Below are 23,833 nucleotides of genomic sequence, written 5' to 3'. Positions count from 1 at the left end.
CAGGGAAGGAGGTCACTATGATGGATGGTTTCAAAAGAAAAACACCAGAAGAGATTCTATTATCCATCTCCAAACTGCACCGTGGCAGCTTGAAAATTTATATCGGGGCGGTTAGCGGATCTGGTAAAACATATCACATGCTGCGTGAAGGTCATAATCTCAAGGGACAAGGTATCGATGTGGTTATCTGTGCGGTTTCGACGCTCCAACGACCGGAAACCGTGGAACAATTAGGAGATTTGGAGAGAGTACCAAGCATTCATTGGATGAAAGACGGCGTGGAACAAAAGGATCTGAACTTGGATGCCTTACTCGAAAGAAACCCTGAAGTTGTTCTCGTTGATGGGCTTGCTCATCAAAACCGGGAGGGTGCTCAATTCCCAACTAGGCTCGAAGATATTAAATATTTACTCTCGCATGATATTAGCGTGATCAGCACGGTGAATGTCTATGAGCTAGAAGGGACGATGGAGGTTGCTCATAAACTGACAGGTATTGAAGTGGGTCACTGCGTTCCGTCTGATACATTAGAACTGGCCGATGAGGTGAGACTCATCGATGCAACGCCGGAAACGATTTTAACTCGGCTAGGAGAGGGGCATTTAAAGGGCAACAAAGATGCAGCCCTATTCAAAAGGGGGAACTTAGGTGTGCTGCGAGAATTAGCCCTCCGTCTAGTTGCTGAGGATGTCAATGATTCTTTGGAAGCACATCGTGAACAAATGGGGTTTCAGGGGCCGTCCGGAGCGACAGAACGTATTCTGGTTACAACGCAATATCACTGGAATGGATCCATTTATGTACGCCGAGGTCAACAAATCGCGAAGCGATTGAATGGCGATCTACATGTAGTCACGCTGCGTAAACAAGGTAAAACGCTTACCAAAGAAGCGGCAACATTTCGAAGGTCCATTATGAAGCTTGTAGAAAAAGTAGGAGGTAAATTTGAAGAGCTGCCGCTTACTTATCGCCGCTGCATTCCTCGGATTTTAGTGGACTATGCGAATGCCAATCATGTTACACGTATTGTATTAGGGCATTCCAAACAAACGAGATGGCAAACTCTTTTACAAGGCTCCGTTATCAATGGTGTATTAAAAAGAAGCAAAAATATCGATGTGTTTCTGATAGCCGATCGTGCTTCTCAAGAGGGAGAGCGTATTCTGCCTGCTCATATCCACACGCCCAAGGAGCCTTACAAATATAGACGTCTGAGCACACAAGAAGTGGAGGCGAAAATCGAAAAAATCAGACGAGGCAGATTCAAGGTGTACATTGGCGCTGCGCCTGGTGTCGGTAAAACATATACGATGCTGCGGGAAGGCAATGATCTGCTTAAGAAGGGGATTGATGTGAAGATAGGTTTGCTTGAAACCCATGGAAGAAAAGAGACGACCCAGCAAGTGGGTGATCTTGACATTGTGCCGCGAGCAGTAAATCAATATCAAGGCGTAAGACTAGAGGAGATGGATACAGAAGCCATTATTCGTCTGCGACCTGAAGTAGTCTTAGTGGATGAGCTTGCACATACGAACGTACCAGGAAGTAAGAATAAGAAACGCTATGAAGATGTGCTGGAAATTCTGGAAGCTGGCATCTCGGTTATCTCGACTGTCAACGTTCAGCACTTGGAGAGCCTGAATGATGCCGTTGAGCATATAACGGGTATTCGCGTCCGGGAAACCGTACCAGATAGTCTGCTGCGTACTGCAGATGAAGTTCAGTTAATTGATGTGTCCCCAGAAGCACTGCAGCTGCGGATGAAAGACGGCAAGATTTATGCGATGGTCAAAGTAGATCAGGCGTTAAATAACTTTTTTAAGACGGGAAATCTGATCGCCTTACGTGAATTAGCGCTGCGTGAAATTGCGGATGATGTTGATGAACGATTGGAATCCATGGAGCGTAAGAGCTCTCTGCGTGGTCCGTGGCGGCGGAAAGAAGTTATTTACGTGTGTGTGACGGAAATTTCTCAGGCGGATCGCTTAATTCGGCGGGGGTTTCGCATTGCGCATCGGCTTAAAGCAGCTTGGCATGTAACCTTCATAGCGGATCGGCCTACCTATGACGAGTGGAAGCCAAAGCAAGAAGTGTTAGAAAAGCTGACCATTCGCTTGGGAGGCGAATTCTCCTATCAAGAGGTAGTGAATCGTAACCAAATTCCCCGTGTTTTTGCGGCGAAAGCAAGTAACGCTGGAGCTACACAAATCATCGTTTGGAAAGATGCTATCGTCCAAAAGCTTTTGCCACATGCAAGCACAATGGATGTACTCATTGTTGCCGATTATGATTCGTGTCAAATTTCGAGAAATAAGGTAAACTAAACCTTATGGAAACTCCAAAAAAAGAACATACAAACTGGCAATCGTATGCTGTAACTGCACTTTTTATCGTCCTGTTGACGATATTTTTAAAAGGTTTTGATTTTTTCTTTGATCTCGTCAATATATCGCTTCTCTACTTATTTCCAGTTCTGTTTAGTGCTGTTCGATGGGGGAGGGGACCTTCTTTTTTTGCTGCGGCAATAGGTGTTTTAGCCTTTGATTTCTTCTTTGTTCCACCGCTACTCAGTCTTACAGTCGCTGATTTGCGTTATATCCTAACCTTTGTTGTGTTCTTATGTGTGGCTGGCCTTACGTCAAGCCTTGCTTCAAAGCTTAGAAATCAATTCCAACAGGCGCAGCAGAAAGAAGCGAATACCGCTGCGCTGTATGCATTAAGCCGCAAGATTACTGCGATTTCAGACCTAGACATTTTGCTAAAGCAGATTCTACAGCATGTTGCCGATACACTTGATGCGAAGGCTGCTATCATTCTGCCAAATCAACATGGCGAACAACAGGTAGAAGCTTCTTCGAAGGATAGTGGAGATTGGGCCAACGATGAAGCCCACCTAACAATCGCTGGCTGGGTGAACCGTAATAATACGATTGCGGGGAGAGGGACTCGAACATTGAGTGAATCATCGGATCTGTATGTCCCCTTAGCGACAGATCAGCAGGTACATGGCGTGCTCGCTGTACAAGTTCGCGATCGATTAATATCCGAGATGCCAGAGCTTATTCGGATCATCGAGGCGCTCTCGGATCTAATGGCTGTTGCGATCTCGAGAGTCAAACTGGCGGATGAGGCCAAAGTGGCACAATTGACTGCTGAGTCGGAGAAGCTACGCACAGCTTTGTTGGATTCACTCTCCCATGAATTGCGTACGCCATTGGCAACAATTATTGGGTCCGTAACAGGATTGCTCGAAGGAGAGGACGTCTTTAGCCCCGATGACCGGCGAGAATTATTGCTGACGACGCGTGAGGGTGCTACGCGCATGAATAGACTTGTGGGGAATTTGCTCGGCATGGTTCGGATTGAAAGCGGTATGCTGCGCTTAAATAAAATGTGGTGTGGGATCGAAGATGTAGTCGGTGTCGCCTTAACACAGTTGAAGGATGCTCTGCACAATAGAGTTGTGAACATAGCTATTGATCCGGATCTGCCTTCCGTTCCGCTGGATGAAGTTCTAATGGAACAAGTGCTCATGAATGTGATCAGCAATGCCATTAAGTACTCACCTGAAGGAAGCGAAATTCGAATTGAAGCGGAGAAGGACGGCGACATGCTGAGTTTGACGATTGCAGATGAAGGAGCGGGCATTCTTCCAGCTGATAGGGAACGGGTATTCGAGAAATTCTATCGAGGTGATCGTACGAAGCATATTCCTGGCACGGGCCTTGGGCTTGCGATCTGTAGAAGTATTGTGGAAGCACATGGCGGTTCAATTCGCGCTAGCGCGAGGAAGGATGGTCATCAGGGTACAGTTATTGAACTGAGCTTGTCTTTATCACAGTAGTGCAGGCAAGTTTCTGACTATATGTCTGCAATTCGCTAAGAGGGACGGAGAGAAACATGACAACAATGGGCGCGAAAATTTTAGTCATTGATGATGAGGCGCAAATACGAAAATTATTGCGTGTCACCTTAACCGCCCACGGATTTGAAACGGCAGAAGCTGCAACTGGGCAGGAAGGCTTGCTGCAGGCGGCAATGTTCCGGCCGGATCTCATCGTGTTAGATTTAGGGCTGCCGGATATGACCGGTATGGAGGTTCTGGATGGCATTCGAGAGTGGTCGAATGTGCCCATCATTATTTTAACGGCGCAGGATCAAGAGCATGACAAGGTCGCTGCCTTAGATCGCGGCGCAGACGATTATGTGACGAAGCCATTCGGCATGGGCGAATTCATGGCCCGCATGCGTGTGGCTCTTCGGCATATAGCCAAAGCACCCGATGAGCCTGTGCTGAAGCTCGGCCAGCTTGTTATTGATTTAGCCAAGCGCAGCGTCGAGCTGCATGGGGAGAAGCTGAAGCTAACGCCAACCGAGTATGACTTGCTCAAGGTGCTTGGCGTTAATGCTGGCCGTGTCATGACGCATAAGCAACTGCTCAAGCAAGTGTGGGGCGGTCAGCAGTATGAATCTGACAGCCAGTACTTACGGGTATATGTAGGACATTTGCGGAAGAAGATCGAAACAGATCCGGCAAGACCTCAGTACATTTTGACGGAGCCGGGGATTGGGTATCGGTTTGCTTGGCAAGAGAGCTAACGAAGGGTGCTCAAGGAAAAAAGCTTCTACCCCCACGATGGCGTGGTGTTGGAAGCTTTTTTAGATATAAGAATCTAGATCTTTGAGGCGAATAGATGGATTTTCTACAGTTAAATCGAATTTTCGAAGAAATTCCTCGCAAATAACTGCATATTTTCCTGTTCATACAAATGTAGTTACAGGATGCACCTGCAAAAACCAGTTAACATCCGGAAAACTCGATGTTAACTGGTTTAATTTGTCGTGATGAATTAACAAGTAAAGGAGTCAATAAAGCGCAAATCAATCCCAAAGAACATCCAAGAGAATCCGGTCCAACGGAATCCAGAAATCGATGTCCGTCCAACGAACACTGGGAAATACCAGTATTGTTGTCCGTTGCTTTGCCAGATATATGTGAATCTGAACAAGCAGCGGGAGATGCCGCCTGGATCTACGGCGTAAACACCAGGTGCTTTAAGCGGCTTTTGCGGTACATGGGATGGTGGCGCAGAGGTTGGCGGGTGATATCCGCCTTGCCCTGGTCCAGGTCCGCCAGGGAAACCGCCCGGACCGCCAGGGAATCCACCAGGTCCACCCGGGAAACCGCCCGGACCGCCAGGGAATCCACCAGGTCCACCCGGGAAACCACCCGGACCACCAGGGAATCCACCAGGTCCACCCGGGAAACCGCCTGGACCACCAGGGAATCCACCAGGTCCACCCGGGAAACCGCCTGGACCGCCAGGGAAGCCCGGCATCATGCCGCCAGTCCCTGGGAAGCCAGGGATGCCGAGGCCACCTAGGCCGCGTGGATCATAGGCTGGTACCCAGCCGTAGTATTGGGGTACGGGATAGCCGTAAGGGTACGGCGTATTTTGTGTTTGTGGATAGTACGCAGTTGGATAGTCTGATTCCGTGGCCGCGCTTTTTGAAATCTCCGTTTCAAGCTCTACGTCGCGCAGTTCTTGTTTTTTGTTCGATGCCATTCGTGAAGTCCTCCTTAGGTAAAAGCGGATTGTCGATACTTACTATATGCAGGGGGATAGACGGATGTCACGGATAGCAAATAACAAAAGTAAAGGATCGCTAGTCCTATATGGAATGCTATTATAACGCGAACTGGGAAAATTAACCTAGATTAATTTGTCGAAATATAGGTTATTTCTCCCATATATGCGAAGTGACATGTCGTATATAATAGAAATTGGTATGATTTTGAAATAATGGAGCGGGATATCTTGAGAGACCTACTGGGTAAAAGATTAAGATATGATGTGACAACAAGTTATGGGCTAGTCTTAGTTCCTATCCATACCTTTCTCAATCAAGAGCATTTGGACTTATTTAAGCAGCATCGCATTGACGCGATGGATATCGTAACCACGACTATGCCTGATGGCCAGACGCAATCTGCACCTGATCATGATGCGAACCGTCTTGTTCAAAAAGCGACGGAATATGCCAAAGACTTATTCGAACGTATTCAGACAAAAAAGAAAATACCACTGCTTGAGATTAAGTCAGAATTAATTCCTATCGTCCAGCAAGCAGCCGACAATCCGGATCTCTTTCAATTATTCCAAGCCGTTAAGGCCAAGGATGAATACACCCATCAACACAATATTGGCGTGGGCATTCTTTCGACACTTATTGGCAAATGGATGGAGCTCGCAGAGACAGAAGTTGCGCTTTTATCTTTAGCAGCAACCATGCATGATGTGGGTAAAATCAAAGTTTCTCAAGAAATATTAATGAAGCCGGGCAAATTAACGACGGCAGAATATGAAGAAATTAAAAAACACACCATTCTTGGCTACAATATGCTGCGAGAAACGGTAGGCATTAACTATCGTGTAGCTTTGGTTGCCCTTCAGCATCATGAGCGAGCAGATGGCACGGGATATCCCCTGCAGCTGCAAGATAGTCAACTCGATAAAATGAGCCGTATCGTAGCTGTTGCAGATGTATTCCATGCGATGTCATCGAAGAGGCCCTATCACGAAATGATGCCTTTTCACGAGGTCGTCAGCCGCTTAAGGAAAGGATTCTTCGGCGAATTAGATCCGCATATTGTTTCCGTTTTTTTACAGAATATCATCTACAATCTAGTGGGCCGGCAAGTGCTTCTCACGGATGGCCGCTGGGGCGAAGTCGTCTATATTAATCCAACGGATGATACGAATCCACTCGTAAAAATCGAAAATACCTTTCTTGATCTTAGTCGGGAAAGACACATTCATATAAAGGAAGTTGTCATATGAAGCCAATAAATCCAGAAAAGTCAGACGTTTTACTTCAATTTTATTCCAACTATGGTCTAACTCAACGTGAAACCGAAATCCTTTCTTTACTTGCTACATATGGATATACCAACAAAGAAATTGCCGAAAATTGCTGTATCAGTGAGAAAACAGTGAAAATTCACCTTGCCAATATTATGGGTAAAATCGGCATTGGCTCCATGCGGAAGCTACTAGCGTTACTGTTGCAGCAAGCTCTGCTAGTTTCAAGATTAGGTGCCGGCGAGTCAGTCCGCGTAGCATCGATGGGAATGAGATAAATAAGGGAGTTTTACCTAGTAAAAGCAGCCTATCCTCTAGGGGGAAAGTGCTGCTTTTTGCATTCTATAGCTCGCTTAATTTCGATACGATTTGGAACTAAAAATCAATAATATTGTGTTGACATGATACGAAAAGTATCTTAAAGTAAGAGTAACAATTAAGATACAAATAGTATCATAGTAAATCGAAATAGACTTCTATGGAGGGGAATTATGGAAATTAATTTGAAGGAATATTTGATGGTTATATTAAAACGCTGGTGGATCATAGTTTTAGTTGTAGGTACTTGTACAATTTTGACAGCTATGTATTCGACATCAAACTATGTCCCAATCTATCAAGCTTCTACAAAATTAATTGTGAATAAGACTTCAGAGCAAGATCAACTGGGCAAAGAACAAATTGATTATGGAGCCATTGGAGTCAATATGTCTCTCATTAATACTTACAAGGAAATTATTAGAACACCAGCAATTATGGATAAAGTTGTTCAACGCTACCCCGATTTACACGTCTCCACAGACCAATTAATCTCGATAATCAATGTAACCAATATCAATGAAACGCAGGTAATGTCGATTGTTGCACGACATCTCTCACACGAACGAGCCGTGCGCATTGCGAACGCGGTATCTGATGTGTTCCAGTCAGAAATTCCTAACATTATGAAGGTTGATAATATTACGATTCTGAATCGAGCTAAGGTTCAAGATAATCCAACGCCTATAAATCAGAAATCGAATCAGTATATCATCCTAGGGTTTCTTGTCTCCTTGGCCGCTACAGTTGGTATCATTCTTTTATGGGATGCTTTGGACGATACGTTGAAAACAGAAGAGGACATTCGTGAGGTTTTTGAACTCTCGACCTTGGCTTACATACCTAAAGTAAAAAAGAGCATGCAACGCGTAAAGCGGAAAAATAAAATTAGCAAAAAAGCAGAGGACATCTCATATGCCAAAACTAGCTACTAATTCTAATTCCCCCGTTATGATGCACATTCATCCCAACTCCTCAACTTCAGAAGCTTATAGATCGTTGAGGTTTAATATCGAGTGCTCTACTTTTGGTCGAGAGGCAAAATCGATTACAATCACGTCCTCAAGCCGAGGTGAAGGGAAAACTACAACAGCAGTTCACTTGGCTGTGGCCTACGCGCAAATCGGAAAGAAAGTGTTGCTGCTGGATGCGGATCTACGAAATCCATCCATTCATCAAGCTTTTAGTGATGAGAATAGACGGGGACTTACCAATTATTTGGAGGGTCAGGCACATGTCAGCGAACTCGTTCGGGAGACAATTGTGGAGAACCTTTCAATTATTACTTCAGGACCAAGCTCGCAGAATCCTTCTGGCTTACTAGCTTCGAAGCAAATGGATGCCCTCTTAGCCACACTAAGGGAGATGTACGATATTGTCATCGTGGACACGCCATCTCTTCTAACGATTACGGATGCTAAGATTATAGCGACGAAGTGTGACGGAGTACTTCTCATCGTTGAATATGGAAAGGTCAAACGTGATGTAGCTAAGAAAGTGAAAGAAGAGCTATTGCTTGCAAATGTAAAATTGATCGGGGTCGTTTTGAACGAAGTACGAAATCATGAGGCCAATGCTTACCTCTAATCCGTTATGTTGAAAAATCAAAGTAAGGGGAGCGAGTTTATAGCTAATGAGACAAAAAAGACGAAAGCCGAATCTACGAACCGGAAGAATCGTGTGCATATTGACGCTAAGCATTGGTATTTTGGCAGGCTGCTCAGACACAGCTGTCACTAGTAATGACGCAAAGTCTGTGTATAAAGATCAAGCCATCCCATCTGTGAAAGCATTTAAGGTAATCAAGCAAAAAATTGGAGATCCGTTAGAGCGGGCCGCCGAAGTGCAATCCTCCGCTCAATTTACTGTAGTCGCCAAGGCATCAGGCGATATTGAGCAAATTTTGAAAAAGCGTGGAGATATGGTTCAAGAAGGGGACGTTATCTTTCGACTCAAATCGAGTGAGGCTCTTGTCCAAAGAGATTCGGCTGCGGCTGCAATAACGGCTATTCAGGAATCCATTGAGAAAGCGAAAATAAAGGCTCAACGAGAAACGGAAAATCAGAGACTAGAGATGAGCAATGCGATTCAAAAAATGGAGTTAAATATGACTACACTCCTACGGAGCTATAACAAAATGAAAAATGACTATGATATAGGACTAGCAACCAAAGCACAGTTGTATCAGATGGAAACTCAAATGATGAATGCTCGTATGGATTTGGATCAATTGAAGAAAAAGCAAAGCCAATTAGAGCCTATTGACGCTACCTCAGCACTTGAGTCACAGCTCAAAGGAGCCCAAGTTGCTTTGCAACAGCTAAATCAATCTATGCAAAACTTAGAAGTGAAAGCTACAGTTAGCGGATTACTAACCGAGATGTCACTAGAAATTGGGATGCCTGTGCTTTCAGGATCTCAGGTTGGAATTATTCAAAGATTGGATCCTATCAAAATTAAAGCGCAGCTTACTGAAGATGAAACGAAACTAGTTAGTGGTAAGACTGAAATGGGTTATTTACTGACTGGAAATAAAACAAAATTTAAGGGACCGATCAGTTATCTCGCAAAGGTCATGGACCCTGAGAGCAAATCCTATGAAATCAATTTAGAGGTACCGAATAAAGATATACTCTTGAAGCCAGGGATGAAGCTCAAGCTTCAAATGTCAGATGATGCAGACCAGATTGTTGTAACAGTGCCGACGTATAGCATCGTTAAAGAAGGCGAAAAAGCATTTGTCTTTGTACTTGTGGGTGATTCCGTTGAGAAACGCGGCATTACATTGGGAAGATTGAATGAACCCAATCAAGAAGTGACCTCAGGCCTTAAAGAAGGGGAACTTGTTGTTAAAACGAACCCTGGTGCGTTAGTCGATAAAACGAAAGTTCAAATGACGGCCGTGGAAGAGCAATAATTAAAAATGGAGTGACTCGACTTGAAAATAAATTGGAAAAAAACGACGATTATGTTCATCTTAGCGGCCTCCTTAGTCATTCCATCCGCCTCCTTTCATGTAGCAGCGGATGCGAAATACACACAAACCTCAACAGAATTGACCTATCAACTTACAGATGCTATTAACGTGGAAGTGAAAAGTATTCTGAATGAACCAAGCCCAAATGGCGCTAGAATAGGTGCTGTTGTTCGCCTTTATAATGCTGGAGATCGTTTAATCGGCGTTCCAGAATATGAAGTTCGTGCGAAGACACAAGAGGGTTTGGAATATATTATGCGTCCGAGTCAAGCAAATCCTAGAAATGTACAACCGAAAGAGACGGTTGAACTAAGCTATATGAATGTTGTAGATCGATACGATGACTTCGCTTTAACTGAACTGTCTTGGTTGGATGTTGATGAATTCGTCTATCCCAAGCATGAAACAAGGATCATCTCGGTTCCGATTTCTGACATGGAGTGGAAAGGGGAAAAGGCTGCTATCTCTGATCCAGCGTTGATAAAGCAATGGGATAATACGTTTAAAATCCCTGTGTTATCAAGCAGTGTCGAATACAAGCCTGTGAGCTTGAATGAACAGATTACACCAGATGGCCCCGTTACAGTTGTTGGTTTTCTAGCTACCAATGTGGGTGACAAGGCAACTACGATAGCTGATTTTCGAGTCAACGGGAAAACATTGAATAAGACCGTTAACGGAAAACGTATAGACATAGACACGATCACCTTGGATCCAGGTGAGAAGAATTATGTGTACTATGCGATCCCCGTAAAAAACAAAGCAGAGTTAAGGAGTTTAGTCATATTAACGCCTGAAGATTTTGTAGGTGAGGATAAATCACATAGCTCTTATCAAATCGGGAGATTGATGATCAATCTTTCTGGAGCTACCAGCACACAGCGTTTTATGAATCAACTGTCCATGTATGAGTTGAACAAGCCTATCAAATTTGATCCATTAAGTGGTCTCATTCGCCCAGAGGTTGAAGTATCCATGATTGACTTGCAAATGAATGAGAGTACGGGTGGCGGGTTTAAAGCTGTTGTTGCTAAGTTTAAATTGCTTAATAAGAGTGAGGGACCTGTTCAAGTTCCGAAATTTCAAACCAGTTTGACAAGCAGTAGTGGAAATAAGTATTTGGGTAATAGGCAAGATACGAAAGTCGAAACTCTGATTCCTAATATCAGCTATGTTATCTACTACTCCTATATTGTTCCGAATACAGAAACAGGTGCTCGATTAGCAATGGAAATTCTGGATACGAAAAGAGTGGAGCCCTATAATTTCCCTGTGGCTGCTTTTCAGACCAAAGTGGCGGATGATTCCTCTGATAAAGCTTTCTATCCTTTTAAGACGACATTAAATAGTTGGTCGTTAGCTGCCTACTATGTTATGGGTCCAGGAAACTCGTATTCCTACAAGTTAAATGTTGATTTTGACATTAAACTCCAAGATGAGGTTGTAGCGGATCAAGGATCGTCTAAATTGAGACTGGAGCTTGTGGATTCATCGAATAAGATTATGACCTCTAAGGTGCTTTCATTCACAGGTGAGAATAAGATTGTCAGCGGCCCGCAGACACTGAACTTTGATTATGATAGACAAGAAACCACGGTAAAGTTGAACATGTATGAAATTATTGATACACCATTTGGTGAGGTAAGAAGACTCATACAATCATGGAACCGATAGGAGAGATGAACGATGGAAAATGAAACAGCAATGAAACCAAGAAGATATTCGCGTCCCCGCGTTTTAAGCCAACAGCCAGTTCGCTTTGAAACAGCTCAAAGCTGGAATAAAGGCCAGGGCAATACCAATCACAATGGGAATGGAAATGGTGGCATTCATTATCCTAACCCACCATATAGTGGACCTCATCATAATGGGAAGCATTAATTAGAAGTTGATGGAGGTCAATATTCTGAATACTTGACCTCCACGATTGCTTTATATAGAAGTCCGAGGTGATGAACATGGAACTCATTTATACGAGAATTGGTGAGCATACGATTGAAGTGCAATGTCAATCAACTATGATTCTAAATTGGATGTGCAACAATTTCTTGATCACCCAACCACCAAAGGTTACGCCTCATATCAGGCTTCAATTAAGTGAGGGCTATGGGGAAGCATTTGTTGACTATGAGGTAAAGATATCAACAGAAGCAAATAAGATTTGCTATCGTAGGGCGGACTACTTCATTGAAGCCGAACATGACTATCGTAGTGCTACAATTGCTGTTTATAACGAACTGGCGTTGAAGCATGCATGGATGAACTTATATAGCTCTTATTTGGTACATGTTGGATGGGGGTTATTAATCCATTCTTCCTGTGTGGTCGATCATGATAAAGCTTATTTGTTCGCTGGGTACTCTGGCGCTGGTAAATCAACTGCTGCCAAGCTGTCATATCCTCGCGAGCTTCTATCCGATGAAGCTACAATTGTCAAAATTACTTCCAGTCATGTGACTGTGTTTGATTCTCCGTTTCGAAGTGAACTTTCCCGAACTGGATCCAAAGAAATCAGCCCGCTTGCCGGTATTTACTTGTTGAAGCAGGCACGTACGAATCATGTTGCTTCGCTTAGTCAATCAGATGCTTTTCTACATCTTATGGACAAAGTTTTTTATTGGACGCATAGACCAGATGAAACAATTCGTATCCTCCAAATGTTACGACAAATGGTTCGTTCCATTTCGATCAGTGAGTTACAGTTTCAAAAAAATAATACATTTTGGGAGCTGATTTCCTAATGTCCCAGTACCTCCGGATGAATGACTATGAGTCCATTGAATTGGATATGGAATGGATTATTTTGAACACGGATGAATACACCTTAACGAAACTAAATGGCGTGGGCGGATTTTGCTGGTCATTGCTAGGGGTAGCACAAACGGTGAGTTCGATCAGTGAAGCTGTGCGAAAGGAGTATGAATTGCTGGATGAACCAGTTGAAGCTGACGTTGAAGCCTTTTTGCAGGATATGATTAGACGAGGCCTGGTACAACATGCAATTTCCTAAGGAATGTAGGCAGCTAATTGTACAAACTATGGATAAAAACGGTTGGATTGAGCTTCCGGCTCAAGGTACAAGTATGTATCCTTTTATTCAAATGGGGGATATATGCAGGTTTGTACCTGCCCAAGCTGATCATATCAAGAAAGGCGATGTCGTTCTATTTTTTACGCGATATGGAAGTTTAGTTGCTCATCGTTTGTTACGGAAGGCATGGCTAGAACAGGGAATCATCCTGCATTGTAAGGGAGATACGAATTTGGCATGTGATGAAGGCATTGGTCAGGAGTTATTGATAGGTAGAATGGACTGGATACAGCGGAATGAACGAATTATTCATGTAGACGGTTGGGCAGCTCAAGCCTGGGGATACATCGTGTTAGGAGTTCCTCCAATATCATTAGTTCTAAATCACTATTTAGCACGCAGGAAGCGTATACAAGGATAGATTCTGCAATGGAGCGTCGATGATATGACCGAAATAGTTAGAAGCTTCTTATCTACGATTAGAGAGTATTTGACGTTTAGAGATATTCGGAGAACACTCACCTTGTTAACTCCCTACATGTTGAAATACTGGCAGGTATATGCTGTTCTTATTATTTTATTATTCGCTGATATCTCGCTAACCTTGGCTTTTTCTTGGTTCTTTGGGAGTTTAACGGATGCTGCTATTCAAAGTGAATTTAAACGTATGCAGCTATTAATTCCTGTTGGCATCATCTTGCTAATTGTAAGTTTAATTTCGACGTATCTGAATACGGTTTATGAAACAAAGGCGATGATCGGTGTGAAGAGGGATTTTTCCTTGCAGCTTTATAAGCACATTTTGCTAGTACCACACAGTGATATTTCTAAACATCACTCGGGTGAATTAATGTCGTACTTTACGAATGATATTCATAGTATTGACGGTGTGATAGGCAGAAGCTTTATGAATCTCATTAAACTCCCATTGATCTATACAGCTGTATTTGTCTATCTGCTGCAGATTCATTGGAAATTAGCACTTCTCTGTGTCGCGTTAGCTCCTTTAGCGCTTGGGTTTGGTATTGTTTTCGGTGTTATACTTCGCAATAACGGTAGAATGGTGTATCAACTAATGGGTCAAATGAGCACACACCTGAACGAAACATTCCAGGGTCTATCTATCATCCGTTCTTTTATCATGGAAACAATCATGCATGGCAGCTATGCTCGTAAAAATCAAGAAATCTACTCGTTAGAACTGCGTAACGCTAAATTACGCGGATGGTTTTACTTAGGTGGTCAAGCTGCTTCTACGATAACGTTTCTATTGAGTTTGAGTATGGGTTCCTATTATGTTTCGATTGGCCTATTAACGGTAGGCTCCTTGCTGACCTTCGTGAATTTGGTGAATCATTTGGTGTATCCATTGACAGAGCTAGCAGGTCAGTGGGCGGGCTTTCAACGATCAGCAGCCGCGGTAGAAAGAATTCACAATATCTTAACACTCCCTATTGAAGCCAAGGAGCTTCCGAACGCTGTGCTGCCTAAAAAGCTACAAACATCCATTCAATTTCAAGACATTACGTTCAGTTTCGATGGGGGTACCCCGATATTTGAACATTTGAATTTGCAGATTCCGGCCGGCAAGGTCGTTGCAATAGTTGGTTTAAGTGGAGCAGGTAAAACAACGTTATTTCATTTGCTTCAAGCCTTGTATAAACCCCAAAAAGGTGACATTCTCATTGATGGTCGATCTAGTAAACAGCTGCTCCCCGCCGAGCTACGGAGTTTGTTTGCTCATGTATCCCAAGATACTTTCTTATTTGATCGAACAATTCGAGAGAATCTCTTGCTTGCTCGAGAAGGCATTACGGAAACGGAAATGAGGCAGGCAGCAACAATAGCCAACATTCATTCCTATATTGAGACGCTTCCAAATGGATACGATACTGAAATTGGGGAGAGAGGCGTTCGATTATCTGGCGGGCAGAAGCAACGTCTGGCAATTGCCCGAGCGGTCCTGAAGAATGCACCTATCCTATTGTTAGACGAAGCAACTTCCGCTTTAGACAATGAAACGGAGCAACAAGTCCAAGAAGCTTTACACAGATTGATGGAAGGACGTACTACGCTCGTCATAGCGCATAGACTGTCAACGATTCAACATGCAGATATCATCTATGTTTTAGATAAAGGGAGCATTGTCCAGATTGGACAGCATCATGATCTCGTGCAGGTAAATGGCAAATATCGCAGTTTATCTAGGCAATCATTTCAGACAAGGGGGGAACGCGTTGATTATCTCTTTGATACAAGCGTTATATGATCGACGAATGACGATACCCCAGGATCGATCCTATTATGAACAAGTTCTTGCCGATATTGAGTTTTTTGATATATCACCACAAATGTATTGGTTATTGAAACAGGCGGGGAAGTTAGAGGAAATGCCTGATTTTTTTCGAAGTAAAATTGAAGAAAAGTATCGTGATGCGCTGTATCAAAATATGTTTATTCGTAATCAAATGAACATTGTGTTGGAACAGTTCGATGCAGCTGAAATTGCTGCTATTCCGCTTAAAGGTACAAAGTTTGCCGAGAAATACTTTGGGCATTTAGGAGCACGTGCAACTTCCGATATTGATCTTTTAGTTCAGCCATCGGACCTCCAACGGGCAATTACGTGTGTCAAAGCACTTGGATATTCCTTTGAGCAAGAGCGAATCCCCTCTCATTTTCATTGGAGCTTTAGCAAAGTAATACCAGGATCGCCTATTCCACTGACCATAGAGATCCATTGGGATTTGTTAAAAGAGAATACCTCCAATTTAAGTATGGAGCAATTTTGGAAGCAGGCTACACCTATGGGGACGTATCGGTATATAAAGGAATTATCCGACTACCATACGTTCTATATGATTTGTTTGCATGGCTGGAGGCATAATTTAGGCTCGTTGAAATACTTTATTGATATTATTCAGTTGATTCATGTTGTGCAAGATGGCTGCCGTTATGAGACCTTATTTAAGGATGCGCATGTTCATAAAACATTAAAAAGAATCACAAGGACACTTGCGATTGTTTATCATCAGTTTCCTCATTTGAAAGAAATTAAGGAGCTCTCTCTGCCAAATCGAACCAAGCTTTGGTGGGATTATAGTACGATACGGAACCTTCATCAACGCACGATTCGTCAGTATATCAATTGGGTTTATTACCAGTTGTTTGACTATGACAATGGCAAACAAAGTATTCAAGTACTACTAAACTGGAAGAAATAGAAAAGTTTAGAGAAATGGTTGACAGGTAGAAAATAAGATGATATTCTAAAAATGTTCTTTATAGAGAACACAAATGCAACAGAAATAACTAAAACGTTTCTTTAAAAGAACGACAGCTGTGCCAGAACGAGTGTTGGAGGAAATATGAGCGCGATAACCGGTATATTCCAATCGAATGAACAACAGCCCATTTCATTAGCGCATGGAGAACTCCTAATGAATGCTTTGGAGAAATATCCTGCGGATGATATTCAAACCTGGGGTAACGAGCGAGTATTCCTTGGCTGCCATGCTCAGTGGATCACGCCAGAGTCAGTTGGCGAACAGGTTCCTTATTATGATGATGAGAGACAGCTGGCCATTACAGCAGATGCAATCATTGATAATCGTAATGAACTGTTTGAGCAATTACAGGTGGAGTCGAACCGCAGAGAAGGATTTCCAGATAGTGCGCTAATTCTACTCGCTTACCGTAAGTGGGGAGAAGAAGCTCCGAAATATTTATTAGGCGATTACGCCTTTATGATCTGGGATGCGAAGAAGCATCAACTATTCGGTGCTAGAGACTTCACTGGAAGTAGAACGCTATATTACCACCACAACCAAACAAGTTTCACGTTCTGCACGACAATTGAGCCGTTATTAGCCCTACCCTATATTGAAAAGAAGCTGAATGAAGAGTGGTTGGCTGAATTTCTAGCCATTACCAGTGTTATTGATACAGTTGATGTGGAATCAACGGTGTACAAGCATATCCAGCAAATACCTCCTTCGCATAGTATCTTAGTTAAGGCTGGTAAAGTAACACTTACCAAGTACTGCACGTTCTCTACTGGAAAACAACTGAAGTTAAAATCGGATGAAGATTATGAAGAAGCATTTCGAGATGTTTTCCAAAGCGCAGTGACAGCTAGGCTGCGTACGCATCGCAACGTCGGTTCCCAGTTAAGCGGAGGTTTGGATTCGGGATCCGTAGTAAGCTTTGCGGCAAGAGCGCTCCAGAAGCAGAAAAAACAATTATACACGTACAGCTCAATTCCTGAGGAGAATTTCACGGACTGGACCAAAAAATATAAGATGGCAGATGAAAGACCGCTTATCAAATCGACAGTTGCTTATGTAGGTAATATTCATGACCAGTATTTGGATTGTGCTGGGAAAAGTGCTTTGTCAGAAGTGGATGAATGGCTCGATATTATGGAAATGCCCTATAAGTTTTTCGAAAATTCCGTTTGGATTAAAGGGATATATGAAAGAGCGCATCAGCAGGATATTGGTGTTCTCCTAAATGGGGGCAGAGGAAATTTCACCATTTCCTGGGGGCCAGCCATGCATTATTATGCAACGCTCATGAAGAAACTGAATTGGTTTCATCTGTATGATGAGGTGTGCAAATTAAGTGTGAATGTGGGCGTTGGAAGAGCTCGTATTCTGAAGTTAGCCGCACAAAATGCATTTCCTGGCATCCATCAATTGTTTTCAAAAGATGCCCAGAAAGAGTCTTCTCCCCAGTTGTTAAATCCTGGGCTAGCCAGAAAGACGAATATCATTCAAAAATTGGAATCTCGAGGATTAATAGCAGGAGTTCAAGTTACAAAAAAATTGGAAGAAGAAAGAATTTTACATTTTCAACAGTTAAATTTATGGAACGCCAGTAATACAAGCACATCGAAGTTGTCGCTTCGATATAAGCTCCAGGGACGTGACCCTACGAATGATTTACGGGTCGTCCGATTCTGCCTTTCCCTACCTGTCGATCAGTACATTCAAAAAGGAATGGATCGAGCGTTAATTCGAAGATCCATGCAGAATCTTTTGCCAGATGACATTCGGTTGAATCAGCTAGTTCGTGGGGTTCAGGGGACAGATGCCATTCATCGTATGATTCCTAAGTGGTCCGCTTTTATGGATGAGGTTCAGCAATTAAGCAAGGATCCTATGGCTTCTGAGCTGCTGAATGTACCTGTGCTACAGTCAGCAATTTCAAATATTCGCAATGCCCCTCAAGCGAATGCTGCGTTTAGTCCTGATTTTAGGATACTCATGAGAAGTCTTATTGTTTATAGGTTTCTCAAGAAACTCTCATGAAGGAGGTGATAAAAATGCAAAAAGTATGGATAAAACCAGAGGTGGAATCGCTTGAAATCAGTATGACATTGGCTGGTCCTGGTCTTCAGTTTGTGGATCAGAACTATCAAGATGAGGATGAAACAGGTGTACTTCACCATAGCTAATCGTGTTTAACCTAGTATTGTGAGGCGTCTATCATAACCCTTATACGCAAGGCCGTATAAGGGTTGCCCTAAAAATTTTGCAGCGTATCTGGAGTGAATGAGATGATAAAAACGCAAGAGAGAGTGATTTTTCAAGCATTTGGCTTAAGCATTCGCAGCGACATTCATCTGCCCGAACTGAGCCTACTAAGTGAAATACAAGGAGATGCTGATGTAGAAGTTACGATAGCTGACTTAACTGAATTATGGTCAGAACTAGTACCTGCTAATCAAAGTATCCTCATCTATGAAGATAAAGTCATATTTCGGATTTACGATACAGCCATTTTCTTAATCCAGGATGGAAAAAGGATTACCATCTCACCAGTTAAGAATGCGGAGGAATCCAAAATTCGCCTCTATCTTCTTGGGACTTGTATGGGTGCGATATTAATGCAGAGGCGCATATTGCCTTTACATGGCAGTGCGATCGCGATTGAGGGTAAAGCTTACGCGATTGTTGGGCATTCAGGAGCTGGGAAATCAACGCTCGCTTCAGCGTTTATCAAACATGGTTACTCCCTACTAAGTGATGATGTTATTCCGATCTCGTTTGATCCTTCAGATAAGCCGTTGGTGAAGCCAGCATATCCGCAGCAGAAGCTTTGGCAGGAAAGTCTTTCTCACTTTGGGATGGAAGCAAGTAAGTACGATCCTATATACCAGAGAGAAACGAAATATACGATCCCGGTTTCTGCTAATTTTACAGCGGAAACACTTCCATTAGCAGCCGTATTCGAGCTTGTGAAGTATGACGGTGAGCAGGTAAGTATTCAAGAAATTCCGAGACTGACAGGTTTATCTAGACTGTTCCATCACACGTATCGGCAAACCTTTCTAGCACCGCTTGGCTTGCTGGACTGGCACTTCTCTACATCGGCACGCATGATGAAAAATATTAATATGTATCAGTTAAATCGCCCAACTAACGGTTTTACCGCTCATCAACTTGTCTCATTAGTTTTAGATACAATCCATTAGGAGGAGTACACATATGATTGAACAAGCTACGATTGCAATCGGTGATATTGTTGAGCAGGGTAAAGGCAACATCGTTAGTAATATGGGTGAAGATAAAGTCATGCTCAACGTGCAGAACAATAAATATTATAATCTAGGCGAAGTAGGCGGCAGAATCTGGGAGCTTATTGCATCACCAGTTGTCGTTGCAGATATTATTCTTACTTTAATCTCGGAGTATCAGGTAGAGAAAGAGCAATGTGAAGAACACGTTATTGGCTTTTTGGAACATTTATTGAAAGAAGAACTTATTCATGTTCGTAAAAAATAAGATAGTCCCCATGCGTCTCGTTCGCATCTTCAAACTCATTTGTTCCTTGGATATGAAAACAATGCTTTTATTTATGGAAGCTTATACGTATCTGGGCTGGGCCCGTGTACTTAAATCAATACGTTTCACAAAAGTAATTAAGATGTTTGACCTTCAGATGGATGAGACGAGCACAAACGCTCTACATATTAATAGAAGGCAGGTTTCAAGCGTTGCTGGAGCTATTCAAACCATGAGCCGCTATACCCCATGGGATAGTAAATGCCTGGTGAGAGCACTTGCGGCGATGAAAATGCTGGAAAGGCGTAAGATCGATAGTACACTTTATCTTGGAACTGCGAAGGACGAAACAGGGAGCATGGTTGCCCATGCTTGGCTGCGCAGCGGTCCCTATTATGTCTCTGGAGCGGAAGAAATGAAGAGGTTTACTGTTGTTGGTACGTTTGCTAAAAGGTCTAAACCAGAGATGCATGAAGGGAGGTGATTCTATGCAAAAACAATGGCAAAAACCAGAGTTGGAAACTCTTGATCTTAGCATGACGATGGCTGGAGAGCCGGACGAGCGTGTTGATCTATCTTTTTTCGGCCTTCCTATTTTAATGGGGCCTAGCTAGGATCTGACTACTACATAAAGGATTTAGAGCCCTTATACAATACTCTGTATAAGGGCTTTACTACACATTCTCACAAGGGAAGATCAGGTTATTTAGGGGGATTTGCGGTGAAGCAGCTCTTATATTTTTCAAGAAAGCTACACGTATTTGCAGGAAAGATTTTATATATCAATGTGATAGGCATGGTTCTGGTTAGTTTGCTGGAAGGGGCAGGCGTCTTACTCTTAATCCCGTTGATCAGTCTAAGTGGTGTACTTAGCATAAGTTCAGGTTCCAGTACGTTACAGCATATTTTTGGCTTTTTGCAGGATTTGCCTGCGAAATGGAGTTTACTCCTGCTGTTAGGTGCTTACGCGGGGATGATTATCTCACAAACACTCATTCAGCAAAATTTAAATCAACGAAACTTGCGTATTATTATGGGCTTCACCAACCAGATTCGTATGGAAACCTATCGCTCTTTACTGCAGGCGAATTGGGCTTTTTTTGTTAGTAAGAGAAAATCAGATCTCATAAATTCCTTAACGGAAGAAATTTCACATCTTGTGAGAGGGACGAATCTCTTACTTCAGCTGCTGACATCTGTTATTTTCACAGCTATTCAACTGGGTATTGCCTTTTGGCTTTCACCAAAGATTACGGTATTCGTCTTAGCTGCTGGCTTTATTATAGCTTTGTTCTCAAGGCGTTTTATTAAGAAGTCAAGAATGGTTGGGAACGAGTCCATGGAAATTGCACAAAGTTATCTAGGTGGAATTACCGACCAATTTAACGGGATTAAAGATATTAAAAGCAATTCTTTAGAAGCATCCCGCTATGCTTGGTTGCGGACTTGGTGCGAACGCGTTGTGGCGGAACAACTCAAAATGAACAAATTAAAAAATGCTTCACAAACCTTCTACAAGATTACATCAACCTTGCTCATTGCTTCTCTTATTTATGTTTCAATCCAATTATTTAAGGCACAGCCCAGTCAACTCTTATTAATAGTTTTGATTTTCTCGAGATTATGGCCGAGATTTACAGGGATTCAATCTAGTTTGGAGCAAATTGCTTCTTGCGTCCCAGCTTTCCAATCGATTCTTCGCTTGCAAGAGGATAGTAAGAATGCCAAGGAGTTTGAAGATGCGGAGAAGTCGGCAAAATACATCGTACCCATGTCGGTTAATCAGGGCATAGAATGTAAGCAAATCTACTTCCGCTACAATAAGCAAGAATCTATCTATCAGCTTGAAAATATCCAAGTGCATATTCCGGCTAACCAAACAACTGCCATTGTGGGACGTTCTGGTGCAGGGAAAAGCACATTGATTGATATCGTCATGGGGCTCCTTCAGCCAGAGAAAGGTCAAATCTGTATCGACGGGGTACCACTCACCAGCGAAAACTTACTCTCCTTCCGGCAAGCCATTAGTTATGTTCCACAGGATCCATTTCTGTTTAACGGCAGTATTAGAGAGAACTTATTGATGATTAAGCCACAAGCAACGGAAGAAGAAATCTGGGAGGCATTAGAATTTTCAATTTCTGCAGAATTTGTGAAACGTCTCCCGCAAGGATTGGATACGCTGATCGGAGACCGCGGTGTTAGACTTTCTGGTGGAGAGCGGCAACGTCTTGTTCTGGCGAGAGCCATCCTGCGTAAAACGTCCATCCTAGTTTTGGATGAAGCTTCGAGTGCACTCGATACGGAGAATGAAGCGAAAATTCTAGCAGCGTTAGATCAATTAAAGGGTAAAATGACGATCATAGTCATCGCGCATCGCTTGTCGACGATCCGTAATGCCGATCAAGTCATTGTCGTGGATCAAGGAACTGTTGTTCAGAAAGGTAAGTTTAATCAACTGGCCAATGAAAAAAAGAGCTTGCTGAATCATTTGCTAGAACAACAAGTTGTCGTTATGCCTCATGGTTAGCGTGAGGGGATCGCATGCGGGTATGAGAGGAATAGGGGGCTAAGGTGAGTCATATGGTGGATACCGATTTTCGATTAGATGTGTCACAGTTTCCAAAAGAATTAAAGGTACTTCTCATGCTTATAACTAGTGGTCAAAATGGAGAGGAATGTACGGCCATCCCACAGGATTGGTTGGAGGAGCTGGACTGGGACTTGTTCCTTCAGCTAACCTTGCATCATCGGGTGTATCCTGATCTGTACAGGAAACTCCAGGATAAGAAGGAAATGGGGGTTCCGGCCTTTGTCTTAGAAGCTTTGCGTAAGCAATATCAGATAAATGCCTTTCAAATGCTGCATTTAAGTGCAGAGATGGAGCAGTTGAGCAAGTCTTTTGCAGCTCAAATGATTCGCTCACTCGTGCTGAAGGGGCCTGTTCTTGCTGCGGACCTGTATGGTGATCTGTCCCTTCGAACCTCGCGCGATCTTGACATTATGGTACCTATGGACGATTTAGAGCGAGTAGAAGAACTACTCTGTAAGCTTAATTATGTGAAAATTGAATACCCACTAACCGTACTTAATGATTGGAAGTGGCGGCATCATCACATCACATTTTACCATGCAGAGAAACGCACTACGGTAGAAGTACATTGGCGACTAGGTCCTGGCCCAGCGAAAGAGCCAAGCTTTAATGAACTATGGGAAAGGAAAAGGATAAGCACGATCACGAGCAGTCCTGTCCATTATTTAGGGAGAGAGGATTTATTTTCGTTTCTGGCCACCCACGGCGCACGACATGGCTGGTCAAGACTTCGATGGTTAGTTGATATAGATCGTATGCTGAGGCAAGATCTAGATACGGCCATCCTGTTCAAGCAACTCCAGACCAATGGTATCCTTCAAATTGGGACCCAAGCACTAACGTTAGCAGCGCAGTTGTTGCAAACACCGCTAACTGAAGAACTGGGATTGCTCACCAAAGGAAATCGCGGAAGGCGTTTAGCCCAAGGGGCTATCTTCTACATCCGCCAGATGATCAATCTCCATACCGATCCTGTACCTGAGGATGTATCCAAGTATCATAAACGCCATTTATTCGCGCTTATGTCGAATTGGAATAAAGTATTGTTCGTTCTGAGCTTTATGTATCCCTATCCAGAGGACGTAGAAACCTTACCTTTGCCTAAGTATGCACAGTTCCTGTACTTCCCTTTGCGCCCCTTCCTATGGGCCTGGAGAAGAACGAAGAAGCAAACAGCACCGACGTAAATAGGAAGAAAGTCTTATGTTGACATGTTCTCTATAAAGAACTATTATTAGAATTAAGAGCGAATAATTTCGAATT

Annotated in this window: 24 protein-coding genes; 23 read left to right on the top strand and 1 reads right to left on the bottom strand. The window is 43.0% G+C overall.

Annotation, left to right across the window (positions count from 1 at the left end; genetic code table 11):
- Positions 1-20: 20 nt before the first annotated feature.
- From L6I86_RS15520 to L6I86_RS15510, 3 genes are read left to right on the top strand one after another with little or no spacing between them, the layout of a single operon-like run.
- Positions 21-2,324, top strand: a complete 2,304-nt coding sequence (locus L6I86_RS15520) for a histidine kinase (protein ID WP_236288450.1) — start codon at positions 21-23, stop codon at positions 2,322-2,324.
- 5 nt (positions 2,325-2,329) lie between these two features.
- Positions 2,330-3,844 carry a DUF4118 domain-containing protein gene (locus L6I86_RS15515; protein WP_236288448.1) on the top strand — a complete coding sequence of 505 codons (1,515 nt, stop codon included), beginning with the start codon at positions 2,330-2,332 and terminating at the stop codon, positions 3,842-3,844.
- A gap of 56 nt (positions 3,845-3,900) precedes the next feature.
- Positions 3,901-4,599, top strand: coding sequence for a response regulator (locus L6I86_RS15510; protein WP_236288446.1), 699 nt, complete (start codon positions 3,901-3,903; stop codon positions 4,597-4,599).
- 251 nt (positions 4,600-4,850) lie between these two features.
- Here L6I86_RS15510 and L6I86_RS15505 read toward each other — a convergent pair whose 3' ends face one another.
- Positions 4,851-5,567 carry a hypothetical protein gene (locus L6I86_RS15505; RefSeq protein WP_338113414.1) on the bottom strand — a complete coding sequence of 239 codons (717 nt, stop codon included), beginning with the start codon at positions 5,565-5,567 and terminating at the stop codon, positions 4,851-4,853.
- A 252-nt stretch (positions 5,568-5,819) separates the two neighbouring features.
- Here L6I86_RS15505 and L6I86_RS15500 point away from each other — a divergent pair, with 252 nt between their 5' ends.
- The 20 genes from L6I86_RS15500 to L6I86_RS15405 all read left to right on the top strand — a co-directional run bounded on the left by L6I86_RS15500 (position 5,820) and on the right by L6I86_RS15405 (position 23,757).
- The gene (locus tag L6I86_RS15500) at positions 5,820-6,842 is read left to right on the top strand and encodes an HD-GYP domain-containing protein (protein ID WP_236288445.1); all 1,023 of its coding nucleotides are present in this window, start codon (positions 5,820-5,822) and stop codon (positions 6,840-6,842) included.
- Positions 6,839-7,141 (top strand): helix-turn-helix domain-containing protein, encoded by a 303-nt coding sequence (locus L6I86_RS15495; protein WP_056608875.1) that lies wholly within the window; start codon positions 6,839-6,841, stop codon positions 7,139-7,141. The genes L6I86_RS15500 and L6I86_RS15495 overlap by 4 nt, the downstream gene beginning before the upstream one ends.
- Positions 7,142-7,354: 213 nt before the next feature.
- Positions 7,355-8,116 (top strand): YveK family protein, encoded by a 762-nt coding sequence (locus L6I86_RS15490; RefSeq protein WP_236288443.1) that lies wholly within the window; start codon positions 7,355-7,357, stop codon positions 8,114-8,116.
- A complete protein-coding gene (locus L6I86_RS15485) occupies positions 8,097-8,768 on the top strand; it encodes a CpsD/CapB family tyrosine-protein kinase (RefSeq protein WP_338113413.1) in 672 nt (223 codons plus the stop codon). The genes L6I86_RS15490 and L6I86_RS15485 overlap by 20 nt, the downstream gene beginning before the upstream one ends.
- Before the next feature lie 46 nt (positions 8,769-8,814).
- Complete coding sequence (locus L6I86_RS15480) at positions 8,815-10,098, top strand: efflux RND transporter periplasmic adaptor subunit (protein WP_236288442.1); 1,284 nt, start codon at positions 8,815-8,817, stop codon at positions 10,096-10,098.
- A gap of 21 nt (positions 10,099-10,119) precedes the next feature.
- On the top strand, positions 10,120-11,832 hold the full coding sequence (locus L6I86_RS15475) for a hypothetical protein (protein ID WP_236288441.1): 1,713 nt from the start codon (positions 10,120-10,122) through the stop codon (positions 11,830-11,832).
- Positions 11,833-11,844: 12 nt separating this feature from the next.
- Entirely contained in the window at positions 11,845-12,039 is a 195-nt protein-coding gene (locus L6I86_RS15470; protein ID WP_056608890.1) for a hypothetical protein, read from the top strand.
- Between the two features lie 71 nt (positions 12,040-12,110).
- Positions 12,111-12,899, top strand: a complete 789-nt coding sequence (locus tag L6I86_RS15465) for a hypothetical protein (protein WP_236288439.1) — start codon at positions 12,111-12,113, stop codon at positions 12,897-12,899.
- Positions 12,899-13,168 carry a PqqD family protein gene (locus L6I86_RS15460; RefSeq protein WP_236288437.1) on the top strand — a complete coding sequence of 90 codons (270 nt, stop codon included), beginning with the start codon at positions 12,899-12,901 and terminating at the stop codon, positions 13,166-13,168. Before L6I86_RS15465 ends, L6I86_RS15460 begins: the two co-directional genes overlap by 1 nt.
- Positions 13,169-13,196: 28 nt before the next feature.
- The gene (locus L6I86_RS15455; protein ID WP_236288435.1) at positions 13,197-13,610 is read left to right on the top strand and encodes a S24/S26 family peptidase; all 414 of its coding nucleotides are present in this window, start codon (positions 13,197-13,199) and stop codon (positions 13,608-13,610) included.
- A 24-nt stretch (positions 13,611-13,634) separates the two neighbouring features.
- The gene (locus tag L6I86_RS15450) at positions 13,635-15,458 is read left to right on the top strand and encodes an ABC transporter ATP-binding protein (protein WP_236288433.1); all 1,824 of its coding nucleotides are present in this window, start codon (positions 13,635-13,637) and stop codon (positions 15,456-15,458) included.
- On the top strand, positions 15,427-16,413 hold the full coding sequence (locus L6I86_RS15445; RefSeq protein ID WP_236288431.1) for a nucleotidyltransferase family protein: 987 nt from the start codon (positions 15,427-15,429) through the stop codon (positions 16,411-16,413). The genes L6I86_RS15450 and L6I86_RS15445 overlap by 32 nt, the downstream gene beginning before the upstream one ends.
- Before the next feature lie 144 nt (positions 16,414-16,557).
- Positions 16,558-18,501 carry an asparagine synthase-related protein gene (locus L6I86_RS15440; protein WP_236288429.1) on the top strand — a complete coding sequence of 648 codons (1,944 nt, stop codon included), beginning with the start codon at positions 16,558-16,560 and terminating at the stop codon, positions 18,499-18,501.
- Between the two features lie 14 nt (positions 18,502-18,515).
- Positions 18,516-18,647, top strand: a complete 132-nt coding sequence (locus L6I86_RS15435; RefSeq protein WP_236288426.1) for a paeninodin family lasso peptide — start codon at positions 18,516-18,518, stop codon at positions 18,645-18,647.
- Positions 18,648-18,749: 102 nt separating this feature from the next.
- Positions 18,750-19,667 (top strand): phosphoenolpyruvate carboxykinase (ATP), encoded by a 918-nt coding sequence (locus L6I86_RS15430; protein ID WP_236288424.1) that lies wholly within the window; start codon positions 18,750-18,752, stop codon positions 19,665-19,667.
- 13 nt (positions 19,668-19,680) lie between these two features.
- Complete coding sequence (locus L6I86_RS15425) at positions 19,681-19,977, top strand: lasso peptide biosynthesis PqqD family chaperone (protein ID WP_236288423.1); 297 nt, start codon at positions 19,681-19,683, stop codon at positions 19,975-19,977.
- A 10-nt stretch (positions 19,978-19,987) separates the two neighbouring features.
- Positions 19,988-20,461: a lasso peptide biosynthesis B2 protein gene (locus L6I86_RS15420; protein WP_236288666.1), complete on the top strand. Its 474-nt coding sequence runs from the start codon at positions 19,988-19,990 to the stop codon at positions 20,459-20,461.
- 4 nt (positions 20,462-20,465) lie between these two features.
- The gene (locus tag L6I86_RS15415) at positions 20,466-20,591 is read left to right on the top strand and encodes a paeninodin family lasso peptide (RefSeq protein WP_236288421.1); all 126 of its coding nucleotides are present in this window, start codon (positions 20,466-20,468) and stop codon (positions 20,589-20,591) included.
- A gap of 107 nt (positions 20,592-20,698) precedes the next feature.
- Entirely contained in the window at positions 20,699-22,507 is a 1,809-nt protein-coding gene (locus L6I86_RS15410; RefSeq protein ID WP_236288419.1) for an ABC transporter ATP-binding protein, read from the top strand.
- A 56-nt stretch (positions 22,508-22,563) separates the two neighbouring features.
- On the top strand, positions 22,564-23,757 hold the full coding sequence (locus L6I86_RS15405; RefSeq protein ID WP_236288664.1) for a nucleotidyltransferase domain-containing protein: 1,194 nt from the start codon (positions 22,564-22,566) through the stop codon (positions 23,755-23,757).
- Positions 23,758-23,833 lie beyond the last annotated feature (76 nt).

The organism is Paenibacillus allorhizoplanae (assembly GCF_927798215.1).
In the GTDB taxonomy this organism is placed as follows: Bacteria; Bacillota; Bacilli; order Paenibacillales; family NBRC-103111; genus Paenibacillus_E; species Paenibacillus_E allorhizoplanae.
The sequence above is the reverse complement of the archived record's forward strand: the minus strand, read 5'-3'. Positions and strand labels throughout refer to the sequence as shown.

Coding starts and splice junctions, on each gene's coding strand:
- L6I86_RS15520 (WP_236288450.1), top strand. CDS start 21: ATGGATGGTTTCAAAAGAAAAACACCAGAAGAGATTCTATTATCCATC.
- L6I86_RS15515 (WP_236288448.1), top strand. CDS start 2,330: ATGGAAACTCCAAAAAAAGAACATACAAACTGGCAATCGTATGCTGTA.
- L6I86_RS15510 (WP_236288446.1), top strand. CDS start 3,901: ATGACAACAATGGGCGCGAAAATTTTAGTCATTGATGATGAGGCGCAA.
- L6I86_RS15505 (WP_338113414.1), bottom strand. CDS start 5,567: ATGGCATCGAACAAAAAACAAGAACTGCGCGACGTAGAGCTTGAAACG.
- L6I86_RS15495 (WP_056608875.1), top strand. CDS start 6,839: ATGAAGCCAATAAATCCAGAAAAGTCAGACGTTTTACTTCAATTTTAT.
- L6I86_RS15490 (WP_236288443.1), top strand. CDS start 7,355: ATGGAAATTAATTTGAAGGAATATTTGATGGTTATATTAAAACGCTGG.
- L6I86_RS15485 (WP_338113413.1), top strand. CDS start 8,097: ATGCCAAAACTAGCTACTAATTCTAATTCCCCCGTTATGATGCACATT.
- L6I86_RS15480 (WP_236288442.1), top strand. CDS start 8,815: ATGAGACAAAAAAGACGAAAGCCGAATCTACGAACCGGAAGAATCGTG.
- L6I86_RS15470 (WP_056608890.1), top strand. CDS start 11,845: ATGGAAAATGAAACAGCAATGAAACCAAGAAGATATTCGCGTCCCCGC.
- L6I86_RS15465 (WP_236288439.1), top strand. CDS start 12,111: ATGAACATGGAACTCATTTATACGAGAATTGGTGAGCATACGATTGAA.
- L6I86_RS15460 (WP_236288437.1), top strand. CDS start 12,899: ATGTCCCAGTACCTCCGGATGAATGACTATGAGTCCATTGAATTGGAT.
- L6I86_RS15455 (WP_236288435.1), top strand. CDS start 13,197: ATGGATAAAAACGGTTGGATTGAGCTTCCGGCTCAAGGTACAAGTATG.
- L6I86_RS15450 (WP_236288433.1), top strand. CDS start 13,635: ATGACCGAAATAGTTAGAAGCTTCTTATCTACGATTAGAGAGTATTTG.
- L6I86_RS15440 (WP_236288429.1), top strand. CDS start 16,558: ATGAGCGCGATAACCGGTATATTCCAATCGAATGAACAACAGCCCATT.
- L6I86_RS15435 (WP_236288426.1), top strand. CDS start 18,516: ATGCAAAAAGTATGGATAAAACCAGAGGTGGAATCGCTTGAAATCAGT.
- L6I86_RS15430 (WP_236288424.1), top strand. CDS start 18,750: ATGATAAAAACGCAAGAGAGAGTGATTTTTCAAGCATTTGGCTTAAGC.
- L6I86_RS15425 (WP_236288423.1), top strand. CDS start 19,681: ATGATTGAACAAGCTACGATTGCAATCGGTGATATTGTTGAGCAGGGT.
- L6I86_RS15420 (WP_236288666.1), top strand. CDS start 19,988: ATGCGTCTCGTTCGCATCTTCAAACTCATTTGTTCCTTGGATATGAAA.
- L6I86_RS15415 (WP_236288421.1), top strand. CDS start 20,466: ATGCAAAAACAATGGCAAAAACCAGAGTTGGAAACTCTTGATCTTAGC.